We start from the raw sequence: 24,670 nt of genomic DNA, 5'->3' as shown, positions 1-24,670 counted from the left end.
TGCTTGGGCACGGTTGAGCGACGCGGGAGGTACCATGCAGGAAGAGACGAGAGACTCGAAGTCGGCGCTGCCGCGCTTTTTCACGCTCGAGATGTTCATGTTCACGGTGACGGCGCTTTCGGGCCTCGTGCTGCTGTGGTCCATCGCGATGCCGTACCGCAACCTGGCCATCATGGTGTGCGCGGGCGTGGTGTTCACGCTGTCCATCGTGGTGGTCATCCGCCTCATCATGGACCCCGATTCGGTGCGCGCGCGTCAGTCGGACTCCATGTTGAAGCTCGCGAGCCAAACGCTGGCCTGCATGAACGAGGGCATGGATCGCACGGCCGCCCAGAAGATCTGCGGGCTGCTGCTGCCATCCACCGCCGCCATCGCCGTGGCCATCACCGACAAGGACCAGATCCTCGGGTACGCGGGCTTCGAGGAGGCGCAGAACCCGTCGGGCAGCATCATCCGCACGCATGCCACGCACGCCACCCTCGCGGACGGCAAGCTGCGCATCCTGTTCACGCCGGAGGACATCGGCTTCCCGCGCGAGTCGTCGAACATCAAAGCCGCCATCATCGTGCCGCTCGTGGTGGGCCGCAACGTGGAGGGCACGCTCAAGTTCTACTATCGCCGCGCGAAGCACATCAGCGAGACGCAGAAGTCCATCGCCGAGGGCTTCGGCAAGCTGCTGTCCACGCAGATGGCGGCATCGGCGCTGGAAGAGCAAACCCAGCTGGCCACGCGCATGGAGCTCAAGATGCTCCAGAGCCAGATCAACCCGCACTTCCTGTTCAACACCATCAACACCATCGCCTCGCTCATCCGCACCGACCCCGAGACGGCGCGCAAGTTGCTGCGCGAGTTCGCCGTGTTCTACCGCCGCACGCTCGAGGACTCGGCCGACCTGATCGTGTTCGCGCGCGAGATGGAGCAGACGAAGCGCTACTTCACGTTCGAGGTGGCGCGCTTCGGCTCCGATCGCGTGGAGATGGAGATGCGCGTGGACCCGCGCGTGGAGGACATGCTGGTGCCGCCGTTTTTGCTGCAGCCGCTCGTGGAGAACGCCGTGCGTCACGCCATGCCGTCCGAGGGCAAGCTGACCATCGAGGTGACGGGCGAAGTGGTGGGCGACGACGTGATCGTGCGCGTGTGCGACAACGGCGTGGGCATGACCGAGGAGGCGCGCTGCAACATCCTGCATCCCGAGTCGTCGAGCGGTTTGGGCATCGCGGTGAAGAACGTGCACGATCGCATCTGCGGCTACTTCGGGCCCGGCACGCACATGGACGTGGACAGCGAGCTGGGACGCGGAACCTGCGTGATTCTCGTGCTGAAGGAAGGCGCGCGCCGAGAGTACCAATAGCCTGCGAAAGACGGCACGCTACGAGGAAAAACGGCACCCACCTGAGAAAAACGGCGCCCACGTGGCGCCGTTTTCATGTTCGGATGGTGCCCCCGGGCGGATTCGAACCGCCGGCACCCGCTTTAGGAGAGCGGTGCTCTGTCCCCTGAGCTACGGAGGCGCGTTGGTTATTGTAGCATTAATCGTGTGTGCGTCGGCGAACTTGCGCAACGCAGAAAAAAGCGATGCGCCTTCCGGCGCATCGCTTGCAGGTTGCTAGCTCTTCTTGTCGTCCGTCGGTTCCGGATCGGGCGTGGGGGTCGGTTTGACCTCCTGGAAGGTGACGCTGATGCTGATGTTGCTCTTCACGTTCGGCAGCGTGTACGTGCCGCCCGTCTTCGACCAATCGTCCAGGCCGCTCACTGAAGCCACTTCGTAGCCGCTGTTCGGCGTGATGGTGATGACGACGCTGTCGCCTTCGGTCACCGAGCTGGCGCTCGTCGTCACCGAGCCGCCGCCGTTTCCGTACACGCTGACGGAGAACGTGGACTTCGTCTTGCCGGTGCTGACCACGATGTTCACGGACTCGCCGTCCTTGAGCTTCTCGCCCGCTGCAGGGCTCTGGCTGATAACGAGGCCCGACTCCACCGTGTCGCTTGGCGCATAGTCGGCGTTCACGTAGAAGCCGGCGTTGTTGAGCTCGGTGGTGGCTGCGCCTTCACGCTTGCCCACGACGTTCGGCACTTCGGTGCCCTCGGAGCCGAGCGACAGGTAGTACGTCACCACGGTGTCCTTGGCGACGGCTGTGCCTGCGGCGATGTCCTGGCGTACCACGTGGTCTTTCTCCACGGAGTCGGAATACTCGGCAGCGCCCTTGGCGTACTTCAGACCGCTCACCGTGAGTGCTTTCTGCGCCTCTTCGGCGGTCTTGCCCGTGAGGTCGGGCACGGTGATCTCCTGCGTGCCCTTCGACACGGTGAGGTTGATCTTGGTGCCCTTGGCCTGCTTGCTGTCGCCCTTCGGATCCTGGCTGATCACCTTGCCGGACTCAACCTTGTCGTCGAACGACTCTTCCACCTTGCCCAGCTCGAAGCCGGCTTCCTCGATGGCGGCCGTGGCCTCGTCCACCGTCTGGCCCACCACGCTGGGAACCGCGATCTTGTCTTTGTCATCGCCGCCGCCCGACATGAGGGCGAACGCGATGCCGCCCACCACGGCAAGCGCCGCGATGATGCCGATGACGATGGCGATGGTCTTCTTGTTGTTCTTCTTGCCGCTCGTGTTGTTCGCGTTGTAGGAACGCTGCGCGGAGGTGGGGGACGCCGGGTTGACGCCGCCCATCGCGGGCATGACGGCCGTGCCGTCGGCCACGCCGACGGGGGGCACCACGCCACCCATGACCACGGTCTCGGCGCTGGTGAAGCCTTCGCCCAGGTTGACGGGGCGGCCGGCCAGGTAGTCGTTCAGCGCGAGGCGCATGTCCTTCGCGGTGGCGAAGCGTTCGGCCGGGTTCTTCGCGATGGCCTTCATGATGATGGCCTCGAGCGACGGGTCGATGTCGGGGTTGATCTCGCGCGGCGGCACGGGCAGGTCGTTGACCTGCTTCATGGCCACGCTCACGGCGTCGGGGCCGTCGAACGGCAGGCGACCCGTGGCCGACTCGTACAGCACGATGCCCAGCGAGTAGATGTCGCTCGTGGCCGTGAGGTCCTTGCCCTGCGCCTGTTCGGGGGAGATGTAGTGAGCCGTGCCCAGCACCGAGGAGGTCTGGGTCATGACGGAGTTCTTCGCGCGCGCGATGCCGAAGTCCATGACCTTCACGTTGCCGTCGGGCTGCACCATGATGTTCTGCGGCTTGATGTCGCGGTGGATGATGTCGAGGCCGTGAGCCACGGAAAGCGCCTGGCACACCTGCGCGCCGATTTCGGCGACCTTGCGCTGGTTGATGGCGCCGCGCTCGATGATGGCGGTTTTGAGGTCGGAGCCGCGCACGAACTCCATGACGATGTAATAGGTGCCCTCGTCCTGGCCCCAGTCGTACACGTTCACGATGTAGGGGCTCTGCAGGTTGGCCGCGGCGGCGGCTTCCTGCTTGAAGCGCTGGGTGAAGTTAGGGTCGGCGGCGTATTGCGGCAGCATGACCTTCACGGCGACCAGGCGACCGAGCACGTTGTCCTGCGCGCGGTACACCTCCGCCATACCGCCGATACCGATGCGCTCGGTGATCTGGTAGCGGTTGTTGAACACCCTGCCTATCATGTTTCCGGTCACGTTTTAGCTCCTTTAGGTTACATGCTGGGCTGCATACTGGTTGCGGGCAGTATACGGGCCATCAGCATACCTTATTTACAAAAGCCCCTGAACTTCCAAGGCCGTTTTCAACACATTCTGCGCTTTTGCCGTGCCCACGCCCTCTTCGCCGTCCTCGATGACGATGGCCACCACCACGCGCGGGTCGTCGGCCGGGGCCATGCCCACGAACCAGCTGTCGTTGCTGTCCTGCTTCTCGGCGGTGCCGGTTTTGCCGGCGACGTCGATGCCGTCGATCTTGGCCGCAGTGCCGGTGCCGTTCTCCACGACGCCCAGCAGCACGTCGCGCACGCGTCCGGCCGTGGTCTTGCTGATGGCCTGCATGAGCTTCGTCGGGGAGGCCGAGAAGCTGCGCTCGCCGTTGGCGTTGTTGATGCTGTCGACGAGGTAGGGCTGCATGATGACGCCGTCGTTGGCGATGGCGGAACCCACCATGGCCATCTCGAGCACGGTGGCCTGCGGGCCGGCCGGGCTCTCGCGGTCGGGACGGGTGGGATCGCCCACCGGCTCGCCCGCAGCCGCCCATGCCAGCTCCCACGGGTTCTTCTGCAGGTCCTCGGCCGAGGGCATGAGCGAAGCGGGCGTGTACAGCGGGAAGTCGATATCCTTGTTGAAGCCGAAGTCCTCGGCGCCCGCCACGAGCTTTTCGGCACCCATCTCGACGCCCAGCTGGCCGAACACGGTGTTCGACGAAAGCTCGGTAGCCTGGGCCAGGGTGAGGTTGCCGTAGTCTGCCTTGTTGAAGTTCGACACGGTGGCGTTGCCGATCTCCATAGTGCCGGGAGAGGAGAACACCGTGTCCTCGCTTGCCACGTCGTCCTCGAGCGCGGTTGCCAGCGTGACCATCTTGAACGTGGAACCCGGCGCGTACAGCGAGCCCACCGCGCGATCCACGAGGGTGCTGTCGTCGGGGTTCGCGTTCGCCTGCTCGATGACCGAGGCGAAATCGGCCGCATTGTACGTGGGGGCCGAGGCCATGGCCAGGATGGCGCCCGTGTCGGGATCCATGACCACGCACGCGCCCTTGCGCCCGGCCAGCGCGTCCTGCGCGGCCTGCTGGATCTTCGAGTTGATGGTGAGGGTCACGTCGTTGCCCGCGGTGCCGATGCCGGCGAACGAGTTCAGCACGTCGGTCCACGAGGCGAAGTTCTCGGTGCCCTTGAGCGTGTCGTTGTACGCGCTTTCGATGCCGGCGTTGCCGAATTGCGACGACGAGTAGCCCACCACGTGGCTGGCCAGGTCGCCGGCCGGGTACTCGCGGTCGTACGTGCCGTCCTCCTGGCGGACGCTGCGCGCCAGCACGGTGCCGTCGTACGTGGCGATGGTGCCGCGCTCGGTGCGCGCCTCCTTCGCCAGCGTGTGGTTGTTGCCGGGCATGTTCTGATAGTAGTCGGCCTGCACCACCATGATGAGCGTGAGGTTCGCCACGAGCAGCGCGAACAGGGTGGAGCACAGCAGCATGCTGTGGTTGAGGCGCTTGCCCAGCGACACGCGTCCGAGCACGCTGTTCGCGTGCAACGACGTGGTGGCGCTGGCCATCTCCTCGCCGACGCCGGTTCCCTCGTCGCCGCAGCGCAGGAGGAAGCCCACGATGATGAAGCTGGCCAGAAGCGACGAGCCGCCCTGGCTGATGAAGGGCAGCGTGAGGCCGGTGAGGGGGATGAGCCTGGTCACGCCGCCGACGATGATGAACGCCTGCAGCACGATCATGGACGTGAGGCCCACGGCCACGAACGAGCTGACGTCGCTCTTCGCGCGCGCCGCCGTGACGAAACCGCGCACCGCGAAGCACAGGAACAGCAGCAGCACGCCGGCCGCGCCCAACAGGCCGATCTCCTCGGCGATGGCCGCGAAGATGAAGTCGCTTTCCACGACGGGGATCTGGTCGGCAAGGCCGCGTCCGATGCCCACGCCGAACAGGTCGCCGTCCGCGATGGAGTAGATGGCCTGCGTCAGCTGGTAGCCCGTGTCCTGCGCGTCGGCGAAGGGGTCGAGCCAGGTGTCCACGCGCACCTGCACGTGGCCGAACGCCAGGTAGGCGCCCACGCCGCCGATGGCGATGAGACCCAGGCCGATGACGAGGTACACCTTCTTGCCCGTCGCTACGTACAACATGACGAGGAACACGAAGAAGAACACGAGCGCGCTGCCGAGGTCCTTCTCGAACACGACGATGACGAGCGCGATGCCCCACATCAGCAGCAGGGGCAGCAGCGTGCGGATGTCGGGCAGGCGCAGCGGCCCCACGCGCCACGTGAACACGGACAGCATCTCGCGGTTCTGCGCGAGGTAGCCCGCGAGGAACAGCACGATGACGATCTTGGCGATCTCGCCCGGCTGGAAGGAGTAGCTGCCGATGGACAGCCAGATGCGGCTGCCGTAAATCTCCTGGCCAAGGCCCGGAACGAGCGGCGAGAGCAGCAGCAGGAAGCCGACGATCATGAGCGTGTACTTGTAGTTGACGATCTTGTCGAGGTTGCGCACGAACACGAGCACGAGCACCATGCAGGCCACGCCCACGAACAGCCACATCACCTGGCCGACGGCCAGGTCGGGCGCCAGGCTGGTGACGAACGCGATGCCGATGCCCGACAGCGCGAACGAGATGGGCAGCAGGGCCGGATCGGCGTTGCTCGCGAACTTGCGCACGGCGAGGTGCGCGATGACGAACGCCACGAAGATGGCCGCCGGCACGCCCAAGGTGGTCATGTCCAGCGATTGCCCCTGGTTGATGGCGATCATGGCGAACAGCAGCGCCACCACGGGCGCCGCCACCAGCAGCAGGACCAGCTCTACGTTGCGACGCGTCATGCAGCACCGCCGTTCGCGTCATCCTGCTTGTCGCCTTCGTCCTGCTTGGCGTTCTCGTCGTTCTTGTTGGCGCGTTCGGCTAGCTCGTCCTCGTACTCCTTGACGAGCTCTTCGGCCGCTTCCACCGTGTCCACGCGAATGCCCTCGTTCAGGCGGTTGGCGACGCCCGGTTGTAGGTCGTCGACGGACACGTCGGTGGTGCGCTCGAGCTGCGAGAACGACAGCCCCAGCACCGTTCCGGGAACGCCCCGGTAAATGGCCACCTTGCCGTTGTCGTTAGCCAGGTAGGCGGTGGTGTTCATATAGGTTTGCGTGCCCCAGGCGGCTCCGGCGACGATGGCTGCGAACAGCACCAGCACGAGCGCGATGGACAGCTTGGTCTTGCGCGCCAGCTTCTTGCGGCGCACCTCGGCGTAGCCGGTCACGTCGGCCACGATGACGGTGACGTTGTCGTGGCCGCCTGCGGCGATGGCCTCGTTCACCAGCTGCGAGGCGCAGCGCTGCGGGTCTTGCACGCGGCGCAGCGTGTTCTCGATCTCGTCGTCGAACACCATGCCCGACAGGCCGTCGGAGCAGATGAGCAAGCGGTCGCCGGTTTCGACGTTGATCTCGTAGATGTCGGGGTGGAGGTGCGTGTCGCTGCCGAGCGCGCGGGTGATCACCGAGCGCTGCGGATGCGTGCGCGCCTCTTCGGGCGTGAGCTGGCCGGCTTCGATCATGTCGGCCATCAGGCTGTGGTCGCGCGTGAGCTGCTGGAGCTTTCCCTGGTGCAGCAGGTACGCGCGCGAGTCGCCCACCTGTGCGATGACCAGGCGCTCGCCTTCCAGCATGGCCGCGGTCATGGTGGTTCCCATGCCCTGTCGCCCGCGTCCTTCGTGAGCGGCCTGGATGATGGCGCGGTTCGCTTCCTCGATGGCGCGGCCGAGCGCGGCACCGTCGGGATGCTCGGGGGCCTGCTCCGACAGCACGCGCACGGCGATTTCCGACGCGACCTCGCCCGCGGCGTGGCCGCCCATGCCGTCGGCGACGGCGAACAGGGGCGGCGTGACCACGAGGCTGTCCTCGTTGTGATCGCGCAGGCAGCCGATGTCGGTGCGGCTGCCGAACGAGGTGAGCGCCCCCTTGCGGGTGCGCGGGGTGGATTTGTACGACCGATCCGCAGCCATTAGGCGAACCTCACGCGAATGGCCACGTCGCCGACGTTCACGACGTCGTTGTTGCGCAGGGCGGTGGGCTCGGTGATGGGCTGGCCGTTCACGCCGGTGCCGTTCGTGGACCCGAGGTCCTCAACGAACAGGTTCTGCCCCATGAGCTGGAAGCGCGCATGGCGGCCCGACACGTATCCCGCGCCCACGACGATGTCGGCACCGGGGCTGCGGCCCACGATGACGGGCCCGCGAACGACGATGGACACGCCGCGCAGCTCTTTCGGCCCCCGTTCCACGGAAAGGTTCCAGGTGCGCTCTTTCTTGCGCTGTCCGCGAACGAGTCCGATGCCCGTCTTCATGATGGCGAACAAGAACAGGTACAGCAGCGCGACGAACAGGAGGCGTACGATGAGAAGTACGACGTCGATCACGGGTTATCCTTCCGTTTCCGCTCAGGCCTGGGTGAACGTGAAGTTCGTCATGCCGATGGTGATGCGGTCGCCCTCGGAGAGCGGCTGGGTGGCAACCTCGCGGCCGTTCACCAGGGTGCCGTTCGTCGATCCGAGGTCGGTGATGGTCCAGATGCCCTGCGGCTCGAAGCGCAGCTCGGCATGCGTGCGCGAGGCGTTCACGTCGTGCACGGCGATGTCGTTCTTCGACTCGCGGCCGATGAGCAGGCGCGCCGACGCGAGGTCGTATGCGCGGTTGTTCGTGGTGTCGATGAGGCGGGCGCGCACCGCGGCCTGCGCGGGCATGGGGGTTGCGGCCTGCGGGCCGCCGGCGAACACGACGGTTTCGGCGGCCATGCGCGGCTGGGCCTGGGGCTGCGGTTGGGGCTGCGGGGCTTGGCGGGGCTGCTGCATCGCGGCGCCCATGCCCGCGCCGGCCACAGCGCCGGCGGCGACTCCCGCGCCGGCCGCGGCCGCGCCGAGGGCGAACGGGTCAACGGCTTCGGGGCGGTCGAGGGGGTGGATGCCGTCGCGCTGCTCGTCGAAGTCGCGGCTGTCGAACGTGTACTCGCCGTAGTCGATGGAGCGGTCGATCTCGTCTTCCGGCACGTAGGGGAGCTGCTGGGGCTGGCCGTACGCGTCCACGCTCATGGGCGCGTATTGATCGTACTGATCGTACTGGTCGTAGCCGCCGCCGTAAGGGTCGGGCGCGGGGGCCATGGGGGCCGGGGCGGCGTATCCCTGGTCGTAGCCGCCGTACTGCTGCTGCGGCAGGGGGGCTTGCGGACGCGGGGCGGCGTAAGGCTGCGCCGCGGGGGCGGCGGCCAGGCCGTAGCGCTGCATCTCCTCGGCGCGCAGCTGCGCGATGATGGGAGCGGCCACCGCTTCGGCGATGATGTCGAACTTGCCGTGCTTGAGGTCCTCGTCCACGATGAAGCGCACGAGCGGCTGGCCGTCCATGACGAGGCCCTGCTCGGATGCTTTCGCGGCCAGGTACGTTTCCGTCTCGCCCGCCAGTGTAGGATAGTAGCCCATGAGGCGGCGATCGTCGTCGGGGTTGACCAGCACGGTGTACAGCGTGGGGGCGTACTGCTTGCCCGCGCCCACCATCTTCTCGCGACGCATCTGCTTCTCGGCCTTTTTCGCTATCTGAACCGGCGAGATGGGAGCGTCGAACATCTTGTCGGCAGCGCCCTCGAACGTGTCTTCCATCCTGCCTTCGAATTTCGAAAGAAAGCCCATTGCATCTCCTTTAATGGTGCGTGGCGCGATCGCCGGCATCGGCCGATCCTCGCGCGCGGTGCAGCGGTGCCGCGCGCGGTCGCGCGCCCAAACGCAACCAGCTTAGTTCGTGTGTCCCTGCATATGACTATGCAATGTTCCATCTTGCCATAAACCCCCTGCCCGCGCCCCATCCTTTACGCAATCGTCATTATTGCGGGGAAGCGGCTGCGCGTCCGAGCGGGAGCGTTCGCCCGGTCGATGCGCTGCGGGAGGGGGTGCCGCGCGCACGCGGTGGCGGCTGCATGCGCAGGTCGGGCCGCCGCCTGCTATTCGGCCGCTTCGGCGAGTTCGACGAGGCGCATGAGCTCCTGCTGGCTGTGGACGTTCGTCTTCTTGTAGACGTGGCGGATGTGGGTTTTCGCGGTGCCCTCCGAGATGTAGAGCTTCTCCTGGATGTACGCGGCGTTGTGGCCCTTCGCCAGGAAGAACATGATTTCCGTCTCGCGGCGCGAAAGCAGGTAGGTGTTGGCCACCGTCTCGCACTTCGTGCGGAACCGGCCGCCTCCCTTGCGACCCTCGCCGTCGCCCTCGTCGGCGCGCCGCGCGCTGCTGCGCTCAAGCAGCGACGGGGTGCGCGCCGCCGTCGGCGCGGCCGCGGGCACCGTCTCGGCCGCGTTGTCCGCGGCGGCGTCCATGCTCGTGCCGGCGCCCTCGAGCTCGGCGCGCGATACGGCGTCGCCGCCGGCCCCGGTCCCGGCGCCCGCTCCCGCATGCCCCAGCGGGCGCACCCGGTCGTTCAGCTCGAGCGATACCGCTTTCACCAGCGGGCACGGCGCGACGATGGCCTCGATCTCGCGCTCGCGCGGCAGCAGCGCGTACGCCACTACCATAATAAGCAGCACGACGACGATCACGCCCTGCTCGCCGAAGGGCAGCAGGTGCACCCAGTTCGCCGCCACGATGGGAAACAGCGAACCGGCCAGCCCTGCCAGCGCCAGCATGCCGCGCCCCAGGCCGAACACGTAGATGGGCGACAGGCGGAAGCGCTGGGCCAGCTCGCCGAAGAAGATCCACATGAGCGCCTCGAAGCACAGGTAACCCATCACGAGGAACATGGTGGCGAACGTGCCGTCGCTCATCTCCGAAAGCGGCAGGAAGAACAGCGTGACGGCGATGAAGGGGATGAGCGGGCGGAAGTAGCGGCTCCATTTGTCGCCCCCGCCCAGCGCGACGATGGTCACGAGAATGACGACGGAGGCGAAGCCGGCCGCCAGCAGCATGACGATCTGGTCGGCCACGTTCGATGCGGGCACGATGTACTGGATGGACGTCTGCCGCAGCGTGCCCAGCGCCACGCCGAATACGAACACGGGGATGCCGAAACGCAGGAAGAACTTGGCGTGGTTGACGGGCAGCGGCTTGAAGATGGGCACCTCGTTGCGCTCGGAGTACGGCGCCGGCGTTTTGTTCCACAGGATGGCGAGCTCGAGCAGCGGGATGATGCCCGTGAGGACCCCGGCGATGGGAAACGGGCCGTAATGCAAGCCGATGGCGTACACCCCGATGCCGATGGATATGGCGATGGACGAGTTCAACACGATGGACGCGCTGTCGCAGCGCGCGAACGCGACGCCCCAGAACAGGATCAGGATGGCGGAGCCGATGCCCGTCGCGACGCCCGACACCACCTCGAGCGCCGGGCCGTTGATGGCGGGCGGCGACAGCAGCAGCAACGTGCCGGCCGACATGAGCACCGACCCCGCCACGAGCGTTTTCTTCGAGATGTATGCTTTCAGCAGCCGCTGATCGGTGATGCCGGCGAACAGCAGGCACACCCCGAACACGACGATGGAGATGAGGAATGGCAGCGACGCGTGGCTTCCGTACATGCCGGTGATGTAGGTTTGCGTGCCGAAGATGGAGGACGTGCCGAACATGGCGGCGTACACCCACGCTTGGTGCAGCCCGTAGCCCACCGACAGCAAGCTCAGATCGCCGAATGCGGTATCGTCGCCGAAGTCGGCGTTGATGGTGATGCGAGGAACGCGAATCCCCATGAAGCCCCCTTCTCGAATCCCTGGGCATCATCATACCGTGCGCGTCGCGCTTTTTCTAGCGAGCTGACCGAGGGGATCATGGTATTGCATCGAGGGCGCGAGCTTTTGACATGGGGAAACGAAAAAATAATCCTCTGCGGATGATGTTCGAAGGCGCTTCCGACGAAGCGCGGGGGCCCGGCTGGTCGTCCGGGCCCCCGCGTGCGGCGGCTTACGCCACCGTGAACACCACGTTGTCGAAGCGCTCGAGCGGCGTGCTCTCGCCCTCGGTGCCGCTTCCGTCGAACGTGGTGTGCGTGCCCGGCTTCTGGCTGTCGGCCTTGTGCACCGTGCACGTGTACTGCTTGCCGGACAGCTCGTCCGCCAAGCTGGAGACGCTGTAGTCGTGAATGGCCTCGAGACCGTTCTGACTGTTGCTGGAAACCACGCTCTCGTCCAGGCACGCAGCGGCGGTGCTGCCTGCGGGAACGATGATGAGCGAGGTTTTCACGCCTCCTCCTTGCGCGGTTTCGTCCACCGTGCACGTGACCTCGATGACGCCCTTGCTGGTTGCAGCAACGTTCTCTTCGCCGTGGACGTAGTAGAACGCATAGGCGGGAACCGCGATCAAAGCGCACAGGCAGCTCAGAACCGCAACGGCAAGAATCCTCTTGCCCCAAGCTACGTTGGCCATAGGAGCTTCCTTTCCCAAGAAGCCCCGCTTCTCGCAACGCGCCCCGATTATAGGGAGGCGCCGAAGCGTCCGTCAAGGTGATTTCCGCAGCGCCGCGCATGATGCGCGCGCAAATCCTCCGCGCATTTACGCCTTGCAGGATGATGGGACGCGCCGCGCCGGGCCTATACTCGAAGGCAGCGAAGAGAGAAGAAGGAGGAACCGGATGCCCACCGTATCGTTCGACGACGTTCTGGGTTTGGACGACGAGTTCGATCCTCTGATGGCCGACGATCTGGAGATCGACCAGGAGGACATGGACGACGACAACCCGCTTGATACCGTCGACTATCCCACCATGCGCAACATGCCGCACGGCATGCAGCGCGAAGCCGTGTACACGCCGAAGCGCCAAGGCAGCGTTGAGGCCGCCGTGCTCGAGCTGCTCGACCACAACCCCGCCCGCCGTCCCGTGCTGCTGGACATCATGGGGCTGTGCCGCGGCGGGTGTCCGGCGAGCCGCGTGACCGAGCACGTGGAGGCGGCTCAGGCGCACAACCGCTCGGTGTACGCGCCCATGACGCTGTGCCGCATGCTGGAGCGTGCTGGCGCGCTGGCGCTGGAGATGCCCGAGGTTGCCGAGGTGCGCGAAGATGCGGAGGCGGGCGTGGCGTTTCTCGAGATCAAAGAGCGCATCGACCCCGTATGGCGCACCACCGACGAAGGGGCCGCGCTGTACGAGGAGCTCACCCAGGGGGCCGCGTTCCGCGACATCGTGCTCGATCGCGACGGCCGCTACGTCGAGGTGTACCGTGCGGTCATGCGCGCCGTCGACGAGCGGCCGCGCACGAAGCCCGAGATCGAAGAGCTGGTCGACGCATTCGACGAGGTGAAGAGCCCGCGGCGCTTCGGCGGCCATTTCATCGACATGCTGGAGCGCACCGACGCGCTGGAGTGGAGCGAGCATGCCTGGCGGCTGACCGACCTGGGGCGCTCGATGCTTCCCGCGGTGGATGCGGCCGCCGATTCGAAGAAGGAGGAAAGCCATGTCTGAGGAATCCGTCGACCTGGTTGCGCTCATGCGCATGCGCGCTCAAACGTACGGCCTGCTCGCGCGCCTGTTCCGGGAAGAGGTGGACAAGGAGGCGCTCGAGGAGCTGCAATCCATGCGCTTCCCCACCGCCACCGGCAACGCGAAGGTGGACGAGGGCTACCACCTGCTGTACGACTACCTGAGAACCGCGTGGGACGACAGCGTCACCGAGCTGGCCATCGACTTCGTGCGCACATTCATCGGCCACGGCGTGAACGCGTATTCGGCCGCGTACCCCTACGAGAGCGTGTACACTTCCGAGCGTCGCCTGATGATGCAGGAGGCGCGCGCCGAGGTGTTGCAGACGCTGCGCGAGAACAACCTCAAGCGCGGCGCGTGGAACGAGGGCGAAGACCATGTGGCGCTGGAGTTCGAGTTCATGCAGCGCATGGGCCTGCGCACCGCCGAAGCGCTGGAAGCGGGGCGCGAAGACGAGGCCGTGGAACAGCTGCGGACGCAGCGCGTCTTCCTGCGCGACCACCTGTTGAACTGGCTGCCGCTGTTGACCAGCGACATGCGCCTGTTCTCGCGCACGATGTTCTACCAGGGCTTGGCCCAGCTTGCCATGGGGTTCGTCGAGGAGGACGCGCTGCTTCTTGCCGAGCTTCTGGACAGCGCGGAAGCCGCCGCCTAGCCGGTCGCCTTCCTGCGCAACCGACCCCCCTGCCGGGCCCGCGGATCGTCCGCGGGCCCGATTTCGTCGCGATGGGTGACGTTCTCCCCGTCGCGTCGCTTTTGGAGCCGTTCGTGTAAGTTTTTCAACTTCGTGGCACGCTCGGGCAACCGCCATCAGGCGCTTTCCCTTCTTTGCTCGGACTTGCTCCCTCTCTCGTTGCTCCGTTGTTGGAAAATGCCTGATGAGCGAATCGACCTTTTGAAAGAGTCTGCCACAAAGTCGAAAAACTTACACGGAAGGTGTCAAATGCTGCATTCGAGGCCACGGAGCCGAGGGTCGTGAGGGTAGGGATCGCGGAATCGAGAATCGAGGCAGGATCCAGGAAGTCGGAAGGGTGTGGTGCCTCGGGCGAGAATGCTCTAGCCAAAGGGGTGTACGCTCGGTATGCTACGAGTATGAGCGTATTCATCGGATATAGGTCTGCCTACGAATACTGGCGCACGAACGATGCGTTGCCGGCTTCCGTGCCTTCGCGCGCGCATCCGTCGTGCGGCGTTCGCGCGTCGGGCCTGCCTGACGAGCTGGAGGGATTCGGGACGCCGTTGCATGTCGTGGTTGCCCAGGCGAACGATCGCGTGCGGACGGGCGACCCGGTGTGCCACGTGTGGAATGCGGGCTTTCCCGCAGGCTCTTTCGTCAAGCTGCGCGACGGAGCGTATATCAGCTCGCCCGAGCGATCCTTCATGGAGATGGCGGCAGAGCTATCGCTGGTCGAGCTTATCCGATACGGGTATGTCTTGTGTTCCGGGTACGCTTACGACAAGGGTGAGTCTGGTTTTCGAGCACGCGCGCCCTTGGCTAGCGTGCGCTCGTTGCAGCGCTTCGTCGAAAAGTCCCACGGCAGGACAGGCTTGAACAAAGCGGTGCGTGCCATGCGCTTCATCGCGGATGCGTCGGCTTCTCCGATGGAGACAAATCTGACAATGGCTCTGTGCCTACCCCGGATGATCGGCGGCTATGGCTTGGATATTCCCGAGCTCAATCTTCGCATCGAAGTCAGGACGAAGGGGCTGGTTCCCCGCGATCACTTCAAATGCGACCTGTATTGGAGAAGGCAACGCGTGGCCGTCGAATACGACAGCAGGGAGCACCACAGCGGCGTGGAGGCTGAAACCAAGGACTCGGCTCGGCGAAGCGCTTTGCTGTCGCAAGGAGTGACGGTGGTGTCGATTACCCCCGACCAGTTCTTCGATGCGAGGAAGTTCGACGAAGCGGCCCGTGCGGTGGCGAAGCTGCTCGGCAAGCGCCTCCCCGCGAATGAAGCCGCATGGATGATGCGGCGCTATCGGTTGCGGCACGAGCTGCTGCAAGATACGCGGCAGGGTTGGCCGAGGTAATCGTACGGGGCCGAGTGTCGGTTTGAGGGGTTGCCGTGCAAGTTTTTCGACTTTGTGGCACGTGGCGAAAAGGTCCACCAGGTGTTTTGCTGCGCGCTCGGAGAACCCCTTTTTGCGCGGAGGCTTCGCGACTTGAGAAATGCCAGGTGAGAGAATCGGCTTGCTTGAAAGGTTTGCCACAAAGTCGAAAAACTTGCATGAGAGGCCGAAAAAGCTGCTTTGGCGCGGAATCGGAGCGGCCGGCCGTTCGCGATTCCCGAGGCTGCCGGCCTCGCGAGGCCACCCGCGATGCGCGCCTGCGCCGTCGGCAGGCGACGGCGCAGGCGCGCAATGATCAGTTCAGGCCGTGCCGGGCGAGAAGGGCCTGGCCGCCGGTGGTGGTGGGCGCGGCGTCCCCGGCTTCGGCGAGGAACGCGGTGGGACGCACGGCGGCCACGCGGCTTCCGTCCTCCGCTTTCACGCGCACCACCTGCATCTTGGCGCGTTCGGCCAGCTCGAGCGGTGCCCTGCAGAAGAAGGAGACGACGAGGCGCTTGTTCGCCTTCGACACGCTGTTGCAGAACGACCGGCGCTCCTCGTTCATGACGCGTTCGCGCTCTTCCTCGGTGCTGATCACCTCGAACGCGTCGCGGCGCGGCACGAACCCGTCGATGGCGGCGATGGCGAACACGTTGTCGTACTCGAGGCCGCACAGCGAGCCGTAGGCGGCCACGTGCAGCACGTGCGGGTCGTCGGGCAGCGCGGGATCGGTGACGGCGCGGCGCTGCAAGGCGAAGACCGCGGCCGCATCCTCGTCGCCGACGAGGGCGCGCGCCGTCTCCTCGAACTCCGGAAGCCCTTCGGCCTCGATGGCGCGCAGCAGGCCGAAGCCCTTGCGGCCGGCGTTCTGGGCGATGAGCGCGTGGCCGGCGCGCCAACGCTCGGCCAGGGCGTTCGCGCGGGCGAACGGCTCCTCGTCCAGCTCGGCGATCAGGGCGAGCGCGTCGAGCAGGGAAAGGCCGCGCTGCTCGGCGAAGACCTGCAAGCCGTTCCAGGCGTCGCTGTTCGTGAGGTAGTTGTCGAAGCCGCACCAGCTGCGCCAGGCGGTCAGATCGCACGGGTCGGCCAGCAGGTTGAGCTTCGTGTACGCCACGAGCGCGCGCGCCCGCGCGCTCTCGCGCGGGTCGCCGCCCAGGCTGCAGAACGCGCCCGCCAGCGTCACGGTGAAACCGCGCTGCTTGAGCACGCGCTGCGCCATGAGCGCCCAGCGCTTGTTGGGCACGAGCACGCACGTGCGGCTTTCGTGCAGGTCTTCTTCGGCGTCGAGGACGACGCGCAGGTATTTCGTGATGCCGTCGAGCTCGTCTTCCGGCGTGGACCACTTGACGGCCATGAGGCCGTCCGCCAGGCCCGCGTCGGCAACGCGGCCGGCTTTGAAGGCGGGGTCCAGGTCGCCGTGGTCGCACAGGCTGTCGACGAACGCGGAGACGGCGGGGTTGCCGAACGCGCCCTTCAGCGTGAACACCTCCACGTCGCGTCGGCGTGCGTCGAACTGCGTGAAGCCTTCGGCGCACGGGAACGCGGTGCCGAGGGCCTGCTGCTGGTTGGGGTTGCCGCACGCGACGAGCTGGCGGTCGGCCAGCAGGCACAGGCAGGTCTGCTCGGCGCGGCTCATGTTCTGGAAGTCGTCGCACAGCACGTAGGCGTAGCTTCCGCGCGCACCCTCGCCGGCATCGCTTTGCAGAAACGATGCGCATCGATAGGGCGCCTCCTGCACCAGCATGGCCCCGCGCGAGGCCAGCACGCGCTCAAGGTGGGCCAGCACGGTTTCCTCCTCGCCGCCCATCAGCCAGGAATCGCGGGGAGCGAGGTCGCTCATCTGGCGATAGAAGAACTCGAGCATCTTGCGCAGGCGGCGGATGGGCTGGCCGAGCGTCTTCATATCCTCCAGGAAGAAGTTGTACTCCGCGCCGTTCAGCAGGCGCGGCGCACGGCCGGTGGCGGCGCGGGCCGCAGGCGCGTCGAGCACCGCGACGCACGTTTCCAGCGCGGTGCGCACGTGCACCTCGTCGGCGGCGTGCCGACCGTCGGGGCCGAGCGCGGCGCGCAGGCGGCGGCGGAAGGCTTGGGTCGCCGCCGCGCTCGACACCTCCACGAGGATGGATGCGGGCGCAGCGCCTCCGCCGATGAGGCGGGCGCAGCGTTGGACGAGCGCTTCGGTTTTGCCGCTGCGCGCAGGTCCCTGCACTTTGGCGATGCGACCGTCGAAGGAGGCTAGGGAAGCGATGGCGTCGATCATGATGAGGCTCCTTCCCGGTTACGCGAGGGTTCCGGTGTGCGAATCGAACGTGCGCGTGCTGCCGTCGGCGTATTCCACCAGCCACATGCGATAGTCGGGCGTGAAATCGGGCTCGTCGAGCGCGAACGGCTCGTCGGCGGGAGCCGCGACGCCCGCGACGCCCGAGACGCCGCCGCCCCCGTCGCCGCCGTTCTCGCTGCCCGCCGCCTCGTCGCTCAGCTGCGGCGATTCCAGGAACGCCTCCTCGGCCGCGACTTCGGCCGCCGCAGCGGCCGCCCGCGCCTCCTCCTCGGCCGCCGCCTGCGCCGCGGCCCGCTCGGCATCGCGCGCCGCACGCGCGGCCGCCCCGGCGACCTTCTGCGCTTCGTACGACTCGGGTGCGGGCAGGTACGCGCGCACAACGCCCTCGCCCAGCGTCCCGTCGTTGTAGAACGCGCGCAGCTGCGTCAGCAGCGCGCTCGTCTCGGCTTGGATGCCGCTCACGTTGTCGCAGTGCAGCAGCGCATGCAGCTCGCCGTTCTGCAGCTCCACGTCGATCCAGTCGAACAGGAGCTCGGGATTCCCCTCTTCGCGCTGGCGGCGGTTGTAGATCAGCATGTTGTTGCCCACCTTGCGCAGCTCGTTGCGGAACCAGCGCTCCATGACGGCGCTCCACAGCTCGTCGGCTCCTTCGTCGGCGGCATGCAGGTAGCGGCGCGTGCCCATCTTCACGAGGAAGCGCATGATGTTCTCGGGCGCGCCCTCGCGGGCGGGGTGCGTGCGCACGAGCGTCGACCCGACGTGCGCGTAGCAGCGGTCGATCTCCAGGCGCACGTCCTCGCTGGCGAGGCGCTCGTCGAGGTCGATGATCAACGTCAATGACGGACGCGGTTGTGCCATAGTTCTCTCCTTCGATCACAAGTCTCTTCGCTGGTATTCAGTATAGGTTGCGCCTGAAAAGCAAAATAATCCTTTGGGGATGATATCGGCGCGTTTCATCCATCCACCCCTTATGATTTGGGCTTTTGTCCCTTTCCTACAATCTTTAGCAGCGGATGAGCGGTGCGGTGCCGCGCGTTTCGCAGCGGGAAAAGCGGCGGGGAGCCGCACCTCCCACAGCGGACGGAGCGCCTCCCGGCCGCGCGTTCCGCGCAAGACGAACGAAGCGAGAAAAGGAAGAGAGGAGGGGCACATGGCGAACCTATCACTGACTCGTCGAAGCTTCCTGAAGGCCTCTGCCATGGCTGCCGCGGCAACCACGGTGGGCTTTGCGGCGACGCCTTCGACGGCGTTGGCCGAAGGTGAAGACGCCTCAGCGGGAGAGATCAAGCGCATCCGCTCCTGCTGCCGCGCGTGCGGCAAGGTGGAGTGCGGCGTGTGGGTCACGGTCCAGGACAACAAGGTCATCAAGGTGGAGGGCGACGAATCCAACGCCCACAGCCGTGGCCACTGCTGCGCGAAGTCGCAGTCGTCCATGCTGGCTCTGTACCATCCCGACCGGCTGCGCTACTGCATGAAGCGCACGAACCCCAAAGGCGAGGACGACCCCGGCTGGGTGCGCATCACGCTTGCCGAGGCCTTCGACGAGTCGGGTGCCAAGTTCAAGGAGATCGTCGAGAAGTACGGCGGCGAGGCCAACTTCGCCATGGGCGGCACCTCGCGCGTGTGGGCGCAGCCGCCGTACGGCACGTTGAAGTCCATCTTCCCCACGCCGAACGCGCACCTCGCGTACGAGATCTGCAAGGGACCGCGCCACTTCGGCGGCATCCTGACCGACGAGATCGGCTCGCCGTGGATGGAGGTCGAGCAGGGACCGCTCGTGTACGTGCAGTGGGGCACGGCGGCCGAGTACTCGAACTACGATTCCACGAACCGCACGGTGGTGGACTGCTCGCAGCGCGCCTACAAGCACATCCTCGTGGACCCGCGCATGACGCCGCTGGGAAAGGAAGCCGACGTGTGGCTGCCGCTGCGCGTGGGCACCGACCTGTGCCTGGCGCTGGGCTGGCTCAAGTGGATCCTCGACAACGAGGCCTACGACGACGCGTTCGTGCGCCGCTGGACGAACGCCCCGTTCCTGTGGAACCCCGAGGAGGACGGCCGCACCGCGAAGGGCTGGTTCATGGAGATGAACGGCGGCATCGACATGGAAAGCCGCATCCTGACCGAGGCCGACTGCGACCCCGAGTGGATCAACCAGTACTGGGATTACGAGGGACGCTACCAGCGCTTCATCTGCTGGGACGAGAACAACAACAAGCCCACGTACTGGGATTCCGAAGCTTGCCAGTGGGAGGGCGAGAAGCACAAGATCCCGACGACGGGCACGTGGATCGAGCATCCGTACAAGCCCATCATCGCCGATGCGTGGCTGCCCGATCCGTCCAAGTTCGCCGATCCGGCCGATGCGCAGTACGACGCGTACTGGGACGAGGGAAACGAGGGCGGGAAGCGCTCGAACCCGGCCGGCCTGCCCAAGAACCCGGCGCTGTTCCCCGGCGGCGTGGAGGTGAAGCTGAAGGACGGCTCCACCATCTCGGCCGGCACGGTGTGGGAGTCGTTCTCCGACAGCCTCGAGCAGTACACGCTGGACTACGTGTCCGAGGTCACCGAGGTGCCCGTCGACAAGATCGAGGAGGGCGTGCGCCTGTACACGACGCGCCTGAACCCCCTGCACGGCAACGGCGGCATCCACTACCAGCTGGCTCCCGACCAGACGGGCCACGCGGTACAGAACACGCGCGCCCTGCAGCTGATCGCCTGCATCACCGGCAACTCGGACGAGCCCGCCGGCAACCGCGGTTCGTCGAAGGCCCAGGTGGACGGCTGCTGCGGCCGTGCCAACATGCTGGTCACCGACCATGAGCCGAAGGACTGGGGCCTGGACGTGGGCACGATGGAGCTGGGCAACACGCCGCGCGACCTGTCCGTGGAAGACCAGATTCCCCTGATCCAGAACTTCGTGCAGTACCTCATCGACGAGGGCTCGCCGTTGGCCGAGCGCTACGGCAACAAGGTGCCCACCGCCGAGGAAGCGCGCTGGATCGCCGAGCGCAAGGGCGGCGCCTACAAGTCGAGCCGCACGTGGCCGGCGCTCAAGACGTCGTTCGACAGCAACGAGAAGCAGATCTCGGCCGAGCGTTTCCCGCTGCTGCGCTACTGGAACCGCTGGGCCGACTCCGCGGCCATCTGGGACTCCATCAACGGCATCGATACGCCGTACCAGATTCACGGCGGCGTGTGCATGTCGGGCGACTTCATGAACGAATCCAACCTGCTGGAGGCGTGGGAGGCGCTCACCCGCCTGGACTTCTGGCTGGACTTCAACCTGTGGTCGTGCCCGAACAACGGGTGCGCCGACATCGTCATTCCCGTGCTGCACTGGCTCGAGGTGAACACGGGGCGCGTATCGCAGGGCGCCGGCGGCATCTTCGGCGCGGGACAGCGCTGCGTCGAGCCGATGGGCGATTGCATCTACGACCCGGTCGCCGTCATCTGCCTGTACAAGGCCATGGACGTCACCTGGAACGATCGCGATCCCGCGTACGACCGCTGGAACAACCTGGACTACCACGACTTCGTGCAGATGGGCGGCAACGTCACGTACGAGGAGCAGGAGTACCGCGTGCTCAAGGACGCCACCGACTGGTGGAAGACCGAGGAGTTCCCCGACGGCCCCGACTTCCCGCAGTACGCCGCGAAGTTCCAAGAAGAGGGCTGGTTCGACTGCCGCAAGTGGCATCCCGAGCGTTGGGGCACGTACCGTCGTTGGGAGATGGGCTACCGTCGCCAGCAGGGCGGTTACAACCTGTACGCGGCCATCGACGAGAAGTGCGGCTTCATGACCCCCACCGCCAAGGTGGAGGTGTGGTCCACCATCGCCGAAACGTACATTCCCGACGGCGCAGCCACGTTCACCAGCACGAACGTGGTCGATCCGAACGTCCCCGACATCGACAAGTTCCCCCACTGGGTGGAGCCGAAGAACTCGCGCGTGTCGAACCCCGAGTACTTCGACGCGGCGCTGGTCGACCAGATCAAGACGACGGACGCCTACATCAACGACAACTATCAGGGCGATCACCTGGTGGAGGAGTACAAGGAAACCCTCACGGCGCATCCGGACAGCGCGTTCATCATGACGACGGGCTCCCGCCAGCCGGTGTACTTCCACTCCGAGCATCGCCAGCTGCCGTGGTGCCGCGAGCTGTGGCCCAGCCCGCGCCTGGAGATGAACCCCAACGACGCGGCGCGCCTGGGTTTGGAGCAGGGGCAATGGATTTGGATTCGCAGCCCGTGGGGTGCCGTCCGCGAAGTCGTGGATCTGTACTACGGCATCAAGGAAGGCACGGTCAACGCGAACCACGCCTGGTGGTATCCCGAGATCGACACCGCGTCGCACGGCTTCGAGCTGGTGAACATCAACTGCACGATGGACAAGTACGCGCAGTGCTGGATTTGCGGCGCGTCCCAGCTGCGCGGCGTGCCGGTGCTCATCTATCCCGCGACGGCCGAGAACTCGCCGCACGGCAACCCGGTTCCGTGCGACCCGCAGGGCAACCCGGTGATCACGAACGCCAACGACGCGCGCCTGAAGGAATGGCTGTCGAACGACCCGCGCCTCGCGGACTCGAAGGTGGAGCTGACATTCGCCAACATGGCGGCGGTCGGCTGCCAGCCGAGCGTTCAAAGCCCCGATCTGCTGTCCGGCGGCAAGCTGGCCGTGGGCAACGTGGGCGGCGACGCGCTGGGCGCCTATTCGAAATCGAAGTAAAGGAAGGAGGTTCACCACATGGCAAACTACGCGATCATTACCGACTTGAACCGTTGCACCGGTTGCCTTGCGTGCACGGTTGCGTGCAAGGCCATCAACGGCGTCGACGTGGGATCGTTCTGGATCAAGACGCTGCGCGTCGGCCCGCATCCCATCGAGGGCGGCTCGGGCACGTTCCCGGACGTCGAGATGTACTTCCTTCCCGTCCAGTGCCAGCACTGCGAGAACCCCGAATGCGTGAAGGTGTGCCCCACGGAAGCGTCCCATATCCGCGAGGACGGCACGGTGCAGATCGACAAGTCCAAGTGCATCGGCTGCCAGTTCTGCGCGATGGCATGCCCCTACGGCGTGCGCTACCTCAACCAGGAGGAGCGCGTCGTGGAGAAGTGCACGCTGTGCGAGCAGCGCATCTCGCAGGGCGAGCTTCCCCAGTGCGTGGCCCAATGCGGCGCTCGCGCCCGCTTCTTCGGCGACCTCGATCAGGGCGTCGACAGCTTCGAGGGCCCGGCGCACCCCGACAGCCCCGGCTGCCAGTACGAGGAGATGACCCAGACGCGCGTGAAGCTGAAGGACTACGTCGAGCCGTACACCGATAACGATATCCATCATCTTGCGGATGCGGGCAACGAGCCGAAGCTCATGTACCTCATGCGCGAGGGCCGAAAGTGGAGGGAGTAGACTATGCATCCTGAATGGCCCCTTATTCTCTTCACCTTCTTCCTGTGCGTCGCCGGCGGAGCGCTGGGCGCGCAAGGCCTGCTGACCGTCATGGGCAAGGGCAAGAAGATGCAGTTGGCATCGCTGGTCACCGCGCTGGTGGCGCTGGCGGTCGGCGGGCTGTCGGTGTTCATGCACCTGCAGCATTGGGAGCGCATCTTCAACGGCTTCGGCCACATCACGTCGGGCATCACGCTGGAGTTCATCGGCTGCATCGTGTTCGCGGTGGTGCTGGTGCTGTACTTCCTCATGATGCGCCGCGCCGAGGACGGCATGGCGCCGAAGTGGTGCGGTGTCCTGGCCGTCGTGGTGGGCTTGGCTCTGCCGGTGGTGACGGGCATGAGCTACCTCATGGCGTCGCTGCCGTCGTGGAACACGCCGCTGCTGCCCGCGTACTACCTGGCGAACACCGTGTTCATGGGCGGCTTGACGGCGCTCGTCATCGCCGGCCTGACGAACGACGACGGCGCGAAGGACCTCAGCGTGAGGATGGCGCTGGCCGGCGGCGCGCTGCAGCTGATCGTCGTGTTCGTGTACGCGTTCGTCATCAACGGGTCGGGCGGGCTGTACTCGGCCGATATCCAGTACTACTTCGACCCGACGCTGCCCGACGTGGCCATGGTGGACCGCGGGTCCATCGTGGGCAGCATCTTCGCGGGCAGCCAGGCGCTTGCGTTCTGGCTGGGCGTGGTGGCGGTCGGTTTGGCGGCTCCGCTCGTGCTGACGTGGCTGGCGAAGAAGGTCGAAACCGGCAAGAAGCTGGCCGCGTACGCGGGCGTCGCTCTGGCGTGCGCCGTGGTGGGCGGATTGTGCTGGCGCGTGATCCTGTACGTGGTGGCGATCAGCATCTTCGCCCTGTATTGAGTGAGGTGCCGGGAAGGGACCGGCGCTCGGGCGCGTTCTGGTCGGCGCGCTCGGACGGTGGCCCCGCCCGGTGGGCGCTCGCCGCGAGGCGAGTGCAACCCGGTTTGGGGCGCGCTTGCTGCGAGGTGGGCGCACCCCGGTTCGGGGCGCGCTTGCCGCGAGGTGGGCGTGCTTGAAAATCTACGATGGACGGGGCTTCTCAACCGGCGCCCCGCTTCTCGCAAACGTGCCGAGAAGCCCCGTCATTCATGGACTTTCTGGCTGGCGAGGACCAGCGGTTCGAGGTTCGAGGAGGAGTCATGAGCGAAGAGGACGAGGGTTCGAGGAAACGGGCGAAGGGGCCGATGAGCGTCTCGCGCCGCACGCTGTTCATCGGCGCGGGCAGCACGGCGGCGTTGCTGGGCCTGGGCGCTCTGCGCTATGCGGGGCACACCCCGCTGGTTCGGCCGCCGGGCGGGCAGGACGAGGCGCATCTGGTGTCGGCGTGCATCCGCTGCGAGAAATGCTACGAGGCGTGCCCGCGCGGCGTCATCGTGCCTGCGCACATCGAGGACGGGCTGCTGGGCATGCGCTCGCCCGCGTTGAACTTCGACGCGGACTTCTGCGATTACTGCGCGGACGAAAACGGCGGGGAGCCCCTGTGCGTGAAGGTGTGCCCCACCGAGGCCCTGCGGCTGCCGGCGGGGGCGACCGCGGAGAACACGCTGCTGGGCTTGGCCGTGATCGACGAGGCGCAGTGCCTCGCGTTTCGCGATACGGGATGCCGGTACTGCTACGACGCGTGTCCCTACGAGGCCATCGAGCTGACGGGCTCCGGCGCCAATCCGCACGTGTCCGTGCTGGTCGACAAGTGCAACGGGTGCGGCGCGTGCGAGAGCGTGTGCGTGTCGCTGAAGGCGGGATCGATCGTTTCGGGCGCGCAGGAGCGCGCCATCGTCGTCAAGCCGATCGAGTCGGCGGAATAGGGGGCG

At 66.2% G+C, this 24,670-nt stretch carries 17 protein-coding genes and 1 tRNA gene; 8 read left to right on the top strand and 10 right to left on the bottom strand.

The genetic code is table 11. The features are described from left to right. Positions 1 to 34: 34 nt before the first annotated feature. Positions 35 to 1,351 carry a histidine kinase gene (locus GS424_RS17475; protein ID WP_160940878.1) on the top strand — a complete coding sequence of 439 codons (1,317 nt, stop codon included), beginning with the start codon at positions 35 to 37 and terminating at the stop codon, positions 1,349 to 1,351. Between the two features lie 84 nt (positions 1,352 to 1,435). Here the strand turns inward: GS424_RS17475 and GS424_RS17470 are convergent. From GS424_RS17470 to GS424_RS17435, 8 genes are all read right to left on the bottom strand, one after another. Then, positions 1,436 to 1,511 (bottom strand) — tRNA-Arg (locus GS424_RS17470). Positions 1,512 to 1,606: 95 nt separating this feature from the next. Continuing rightward, a complete protein-coding gene (gene pknB / locus GS424_RS17465) occupies positions 1,607 to 3,589 on the bottom strand; it encodes a Stk1 family PASTA domain-containing Ser/Thr kinase (RefSeq protein WP_244977737.1) in 1,983 nt (660 codons plus the stop codon). A gap of 87 nt (positions 3,590 to 3,676) precedes the next feature. Then, positions 3,677 to 6,451: an FtsW/RodA/SpoVE family cell cycle protein gene (locus GS424_RS17460; protein WP_160940880.1), complete on the bottom strand. Its 2,775-nt coding sequence runs from the start codon at positions 6,449 to 6,451 to the stop codon at positions 3,677 to 3,679. Beyond that, complete coding sequence (locus tag GS424_RS17455; RefSeq protein WP_244977615.1) at positions 6,448 to 7,617, bottom strand: Stp1/IreP family PP2C-type Ser/Thr phosphatase; 1,170 nt, start codon at positions 7,615 to 7,617, stop codon at positions 6,448 to 6,450. The genes GS424_RS17460 and GS424_RS17455 overlap by 4 nt, the downstream gene beginning before the upstream one ends. Beyond that, complete coding sequence (locus GS424_RS17450; RefSeq protein ID WP_101720958.1) at positions 7,617 to 8,030, bottom strand: FHA domain-containing protein; 414 nt, start codon at positions 8,028 to 8,030, stop codon at positions 7,617 to 7,619. Before GS424_RS17450 ends, GS424_RS17455 begins: the two co-directional genes overlap by 1 nt. Before the next feature lie 21 nt (positions 8,031 to 8,051). Beyond that, positions 8,052 to 9,290: an FHA domain-containing protein gene (locus GS424_RS17445; RefSeq protein WP_160940881.1), complete on the bottom strand. Its 1,239-nt coding sequence runs from the start codon at positions 9,288 to 9,290 to the stop codon at positions 8,052 to 8,054. A gap of 308 nt (positions 9,291 to 9,598) precedes the next feature. Next, the gene (locus GS424_RS17440) at positions 9,599 to 11,329 is read right to left on the bottom strand and encodes a LuxR family transcriptional regulator (protein WP_160940882.1); all 1,731 of its coding nucleotides are present in this window, start codon (positions 11,327 to 11,329) and stop codon (positions 9,599 to 9,601) included. A 211-nt stretch (positions 11,330 to 11,540) separates the two neighbouring features. Next, the gene (locus GS424_RS17435) at positions 11,541 to 12,002 is read right to left on the bottom strand and encodes a hypothetical protein (RefSeq protein ID WP_160940883.1); all 462 of its coding nucleotides are present in this window, start codon (positions 12,000 to 12,002) and stop codon (positions 11,541 to 11,543) included. A 205-nt stretch (positions 12,003 to 12,207) separates the two neighbouring features. On the opposite strand from GS424_RS17435, the gene GS424_RS17430 reads away from it, so the two are divergent. The 3 genes from GS424_RS17430 to GS424_RS17420 all read left to right on the top strand — a co-directional run bounded on the left by GS424_RS17430 (position 12,208) and on the right by GS424_RS17420 (position 15,087). Then, the gene (locus GS424_RS17430; protein ID WP_160940884.1) at positions 12,208 to 13,035 is read left to right on the top strand and encodes a hypothetical protein; all 828 of its coding nucleotides are present in this window, start codon (positions 12,208 to 12,210) and stop codon (positions 13,033 to 13,035) included. Beyond that, positions 13,028 to 13,708 carry a TorD/DmsD family molecular chaperone gene (locus tag GS424_RS17425; protein ID WP_160940885.1) on the top strand — a complete coding sequence of 227 codons (681 nt, stop codon included), beginning with the start codon at positions 13,028 to 13,030 and terminating at the stop codon, positions 13,706 to 13,708. Before GS424_RS17430 ends, GS424_RS17425 begins: the two co-directional genes overlap by 8 nt. Before the next feature lie 437 nt (positions 13,709 to 14,145). Then, positions 14,146 to 15,087 carry a hypothetical protein gene (locus tag GS424_RS17420; protein WP_160940886.1) on the top strand — a complete coding sequence of 314 codons (942 nt, stop codon included), beginning with the start codon at positions 14,146 to 14,148 and terminating at the stop codon, positions 15,085 to 15,087. A gap of 334 nt (positions 15,088 to 15,421) precedes the next feature. Here the strand turns inward: GS424_RS17420 and GS424_RS17415 are convergent, their stop codons facing one another. Both GS424_RS17415 and GS424_RS17410 read right to left on the bottom strand, forming a co-directional pair. Continuing rightward, on the bottom strand, positions 15,422 to 17,365 hold the full coding sequence (locus GS424_RS17415; protein WP_160940887.1) for a UvrD-helicase domain-containing protein: 1,944 nt from the start codon (positions 17,363 to 17,365) through the stop codon (positions 15,422 to 15,424). An 18-nt stretch (positions 17,366 to 17,383) separates the two neighbouring features. After that, positions 17,384 to 18,244, bottom strand: a complete 861-nt coding sequence (locus tag GS424_RS17410) for a hypothetical protein (RefSeq protein WP_160940888.1) — start codon at positions 18,242 to 18,244, stop codon at positions 17,384 to 17,386. Between the two features lie 292 nt (positions 18,245 to 18,536). On the opposite strand from GS424_RS17410, the gene GS424_RS17405 reads away from it, so the two are divergent. From GS424_RS17405 to GS424_RS17390, 4 genes are all read left to right on the top strand, one after another. Then, positions 18,537 to 22,118, top strand: a complete 3,582-nt coding sequence (locus GS424_RS17405; protein ID WP_160940889.1) for a molybdopterin dinucleotide binding domain-containing protein — start codon at positions 18,537 to 18,539, stop codon at positions 22,116 to 22,118. 18 nt (positions 22,119 to 22,136) lie between these two features. Next, positions 22,137 to 22,796 carry a 4Fe-4S dicluster domain-containing protein gene (locus GS424_RS17400; RefSeq protein ID WP_160940890.1) on the top strand — a complete coding sequence of 220 codons (660 nt, stop codon included), beginning with the start codon at positions 22,137 to 22,139 and terminating at the stop codon, positions 22,794 to 22,796. Positions 22,797 to 22,799: 3 nt separating this feature from the next. After that, entirely contained in the window at positions 22,800 to 23,699 is a 900-nt protein-coding gene (locus tag GS424_RS17395; RefSeq protein WP_160940891.1) for a dimethyl sulfoxide reductase anchor subunit family protein, read from the top strand. 299 nt (positions 23,700 to 23,998) lie between these two features. Further along, on the top strand, positions 23,999 to 24,664 hold the full coding sequence (locus GS424_RS17390; RefSeq protein ID WP_160940892.1) for a 4Fe-4S dicluster domain-containing protein: 666 nt from the start codon (positions 23,999 to 24,001) through the stop codon (positions 24,662 to 24,664). Positions 24,665 to 24,670 lie beyond the last annotated feature (6 nt).

The sequence above is a fragment of the Eggerthella guodeyinii genome, assembly GCF_009834925.2.
In the GTDB taxonomy this organism is placed as follows: Bacteria; Actinomycetota; Coriobacteriia; order Coriobacteriales; family Eggerthellaceae; genus Eggerthella; species Eggerthella guodeyinii.
This window is presented reverse-complemented; position numbering and strand designations above follow the sequence as displayed.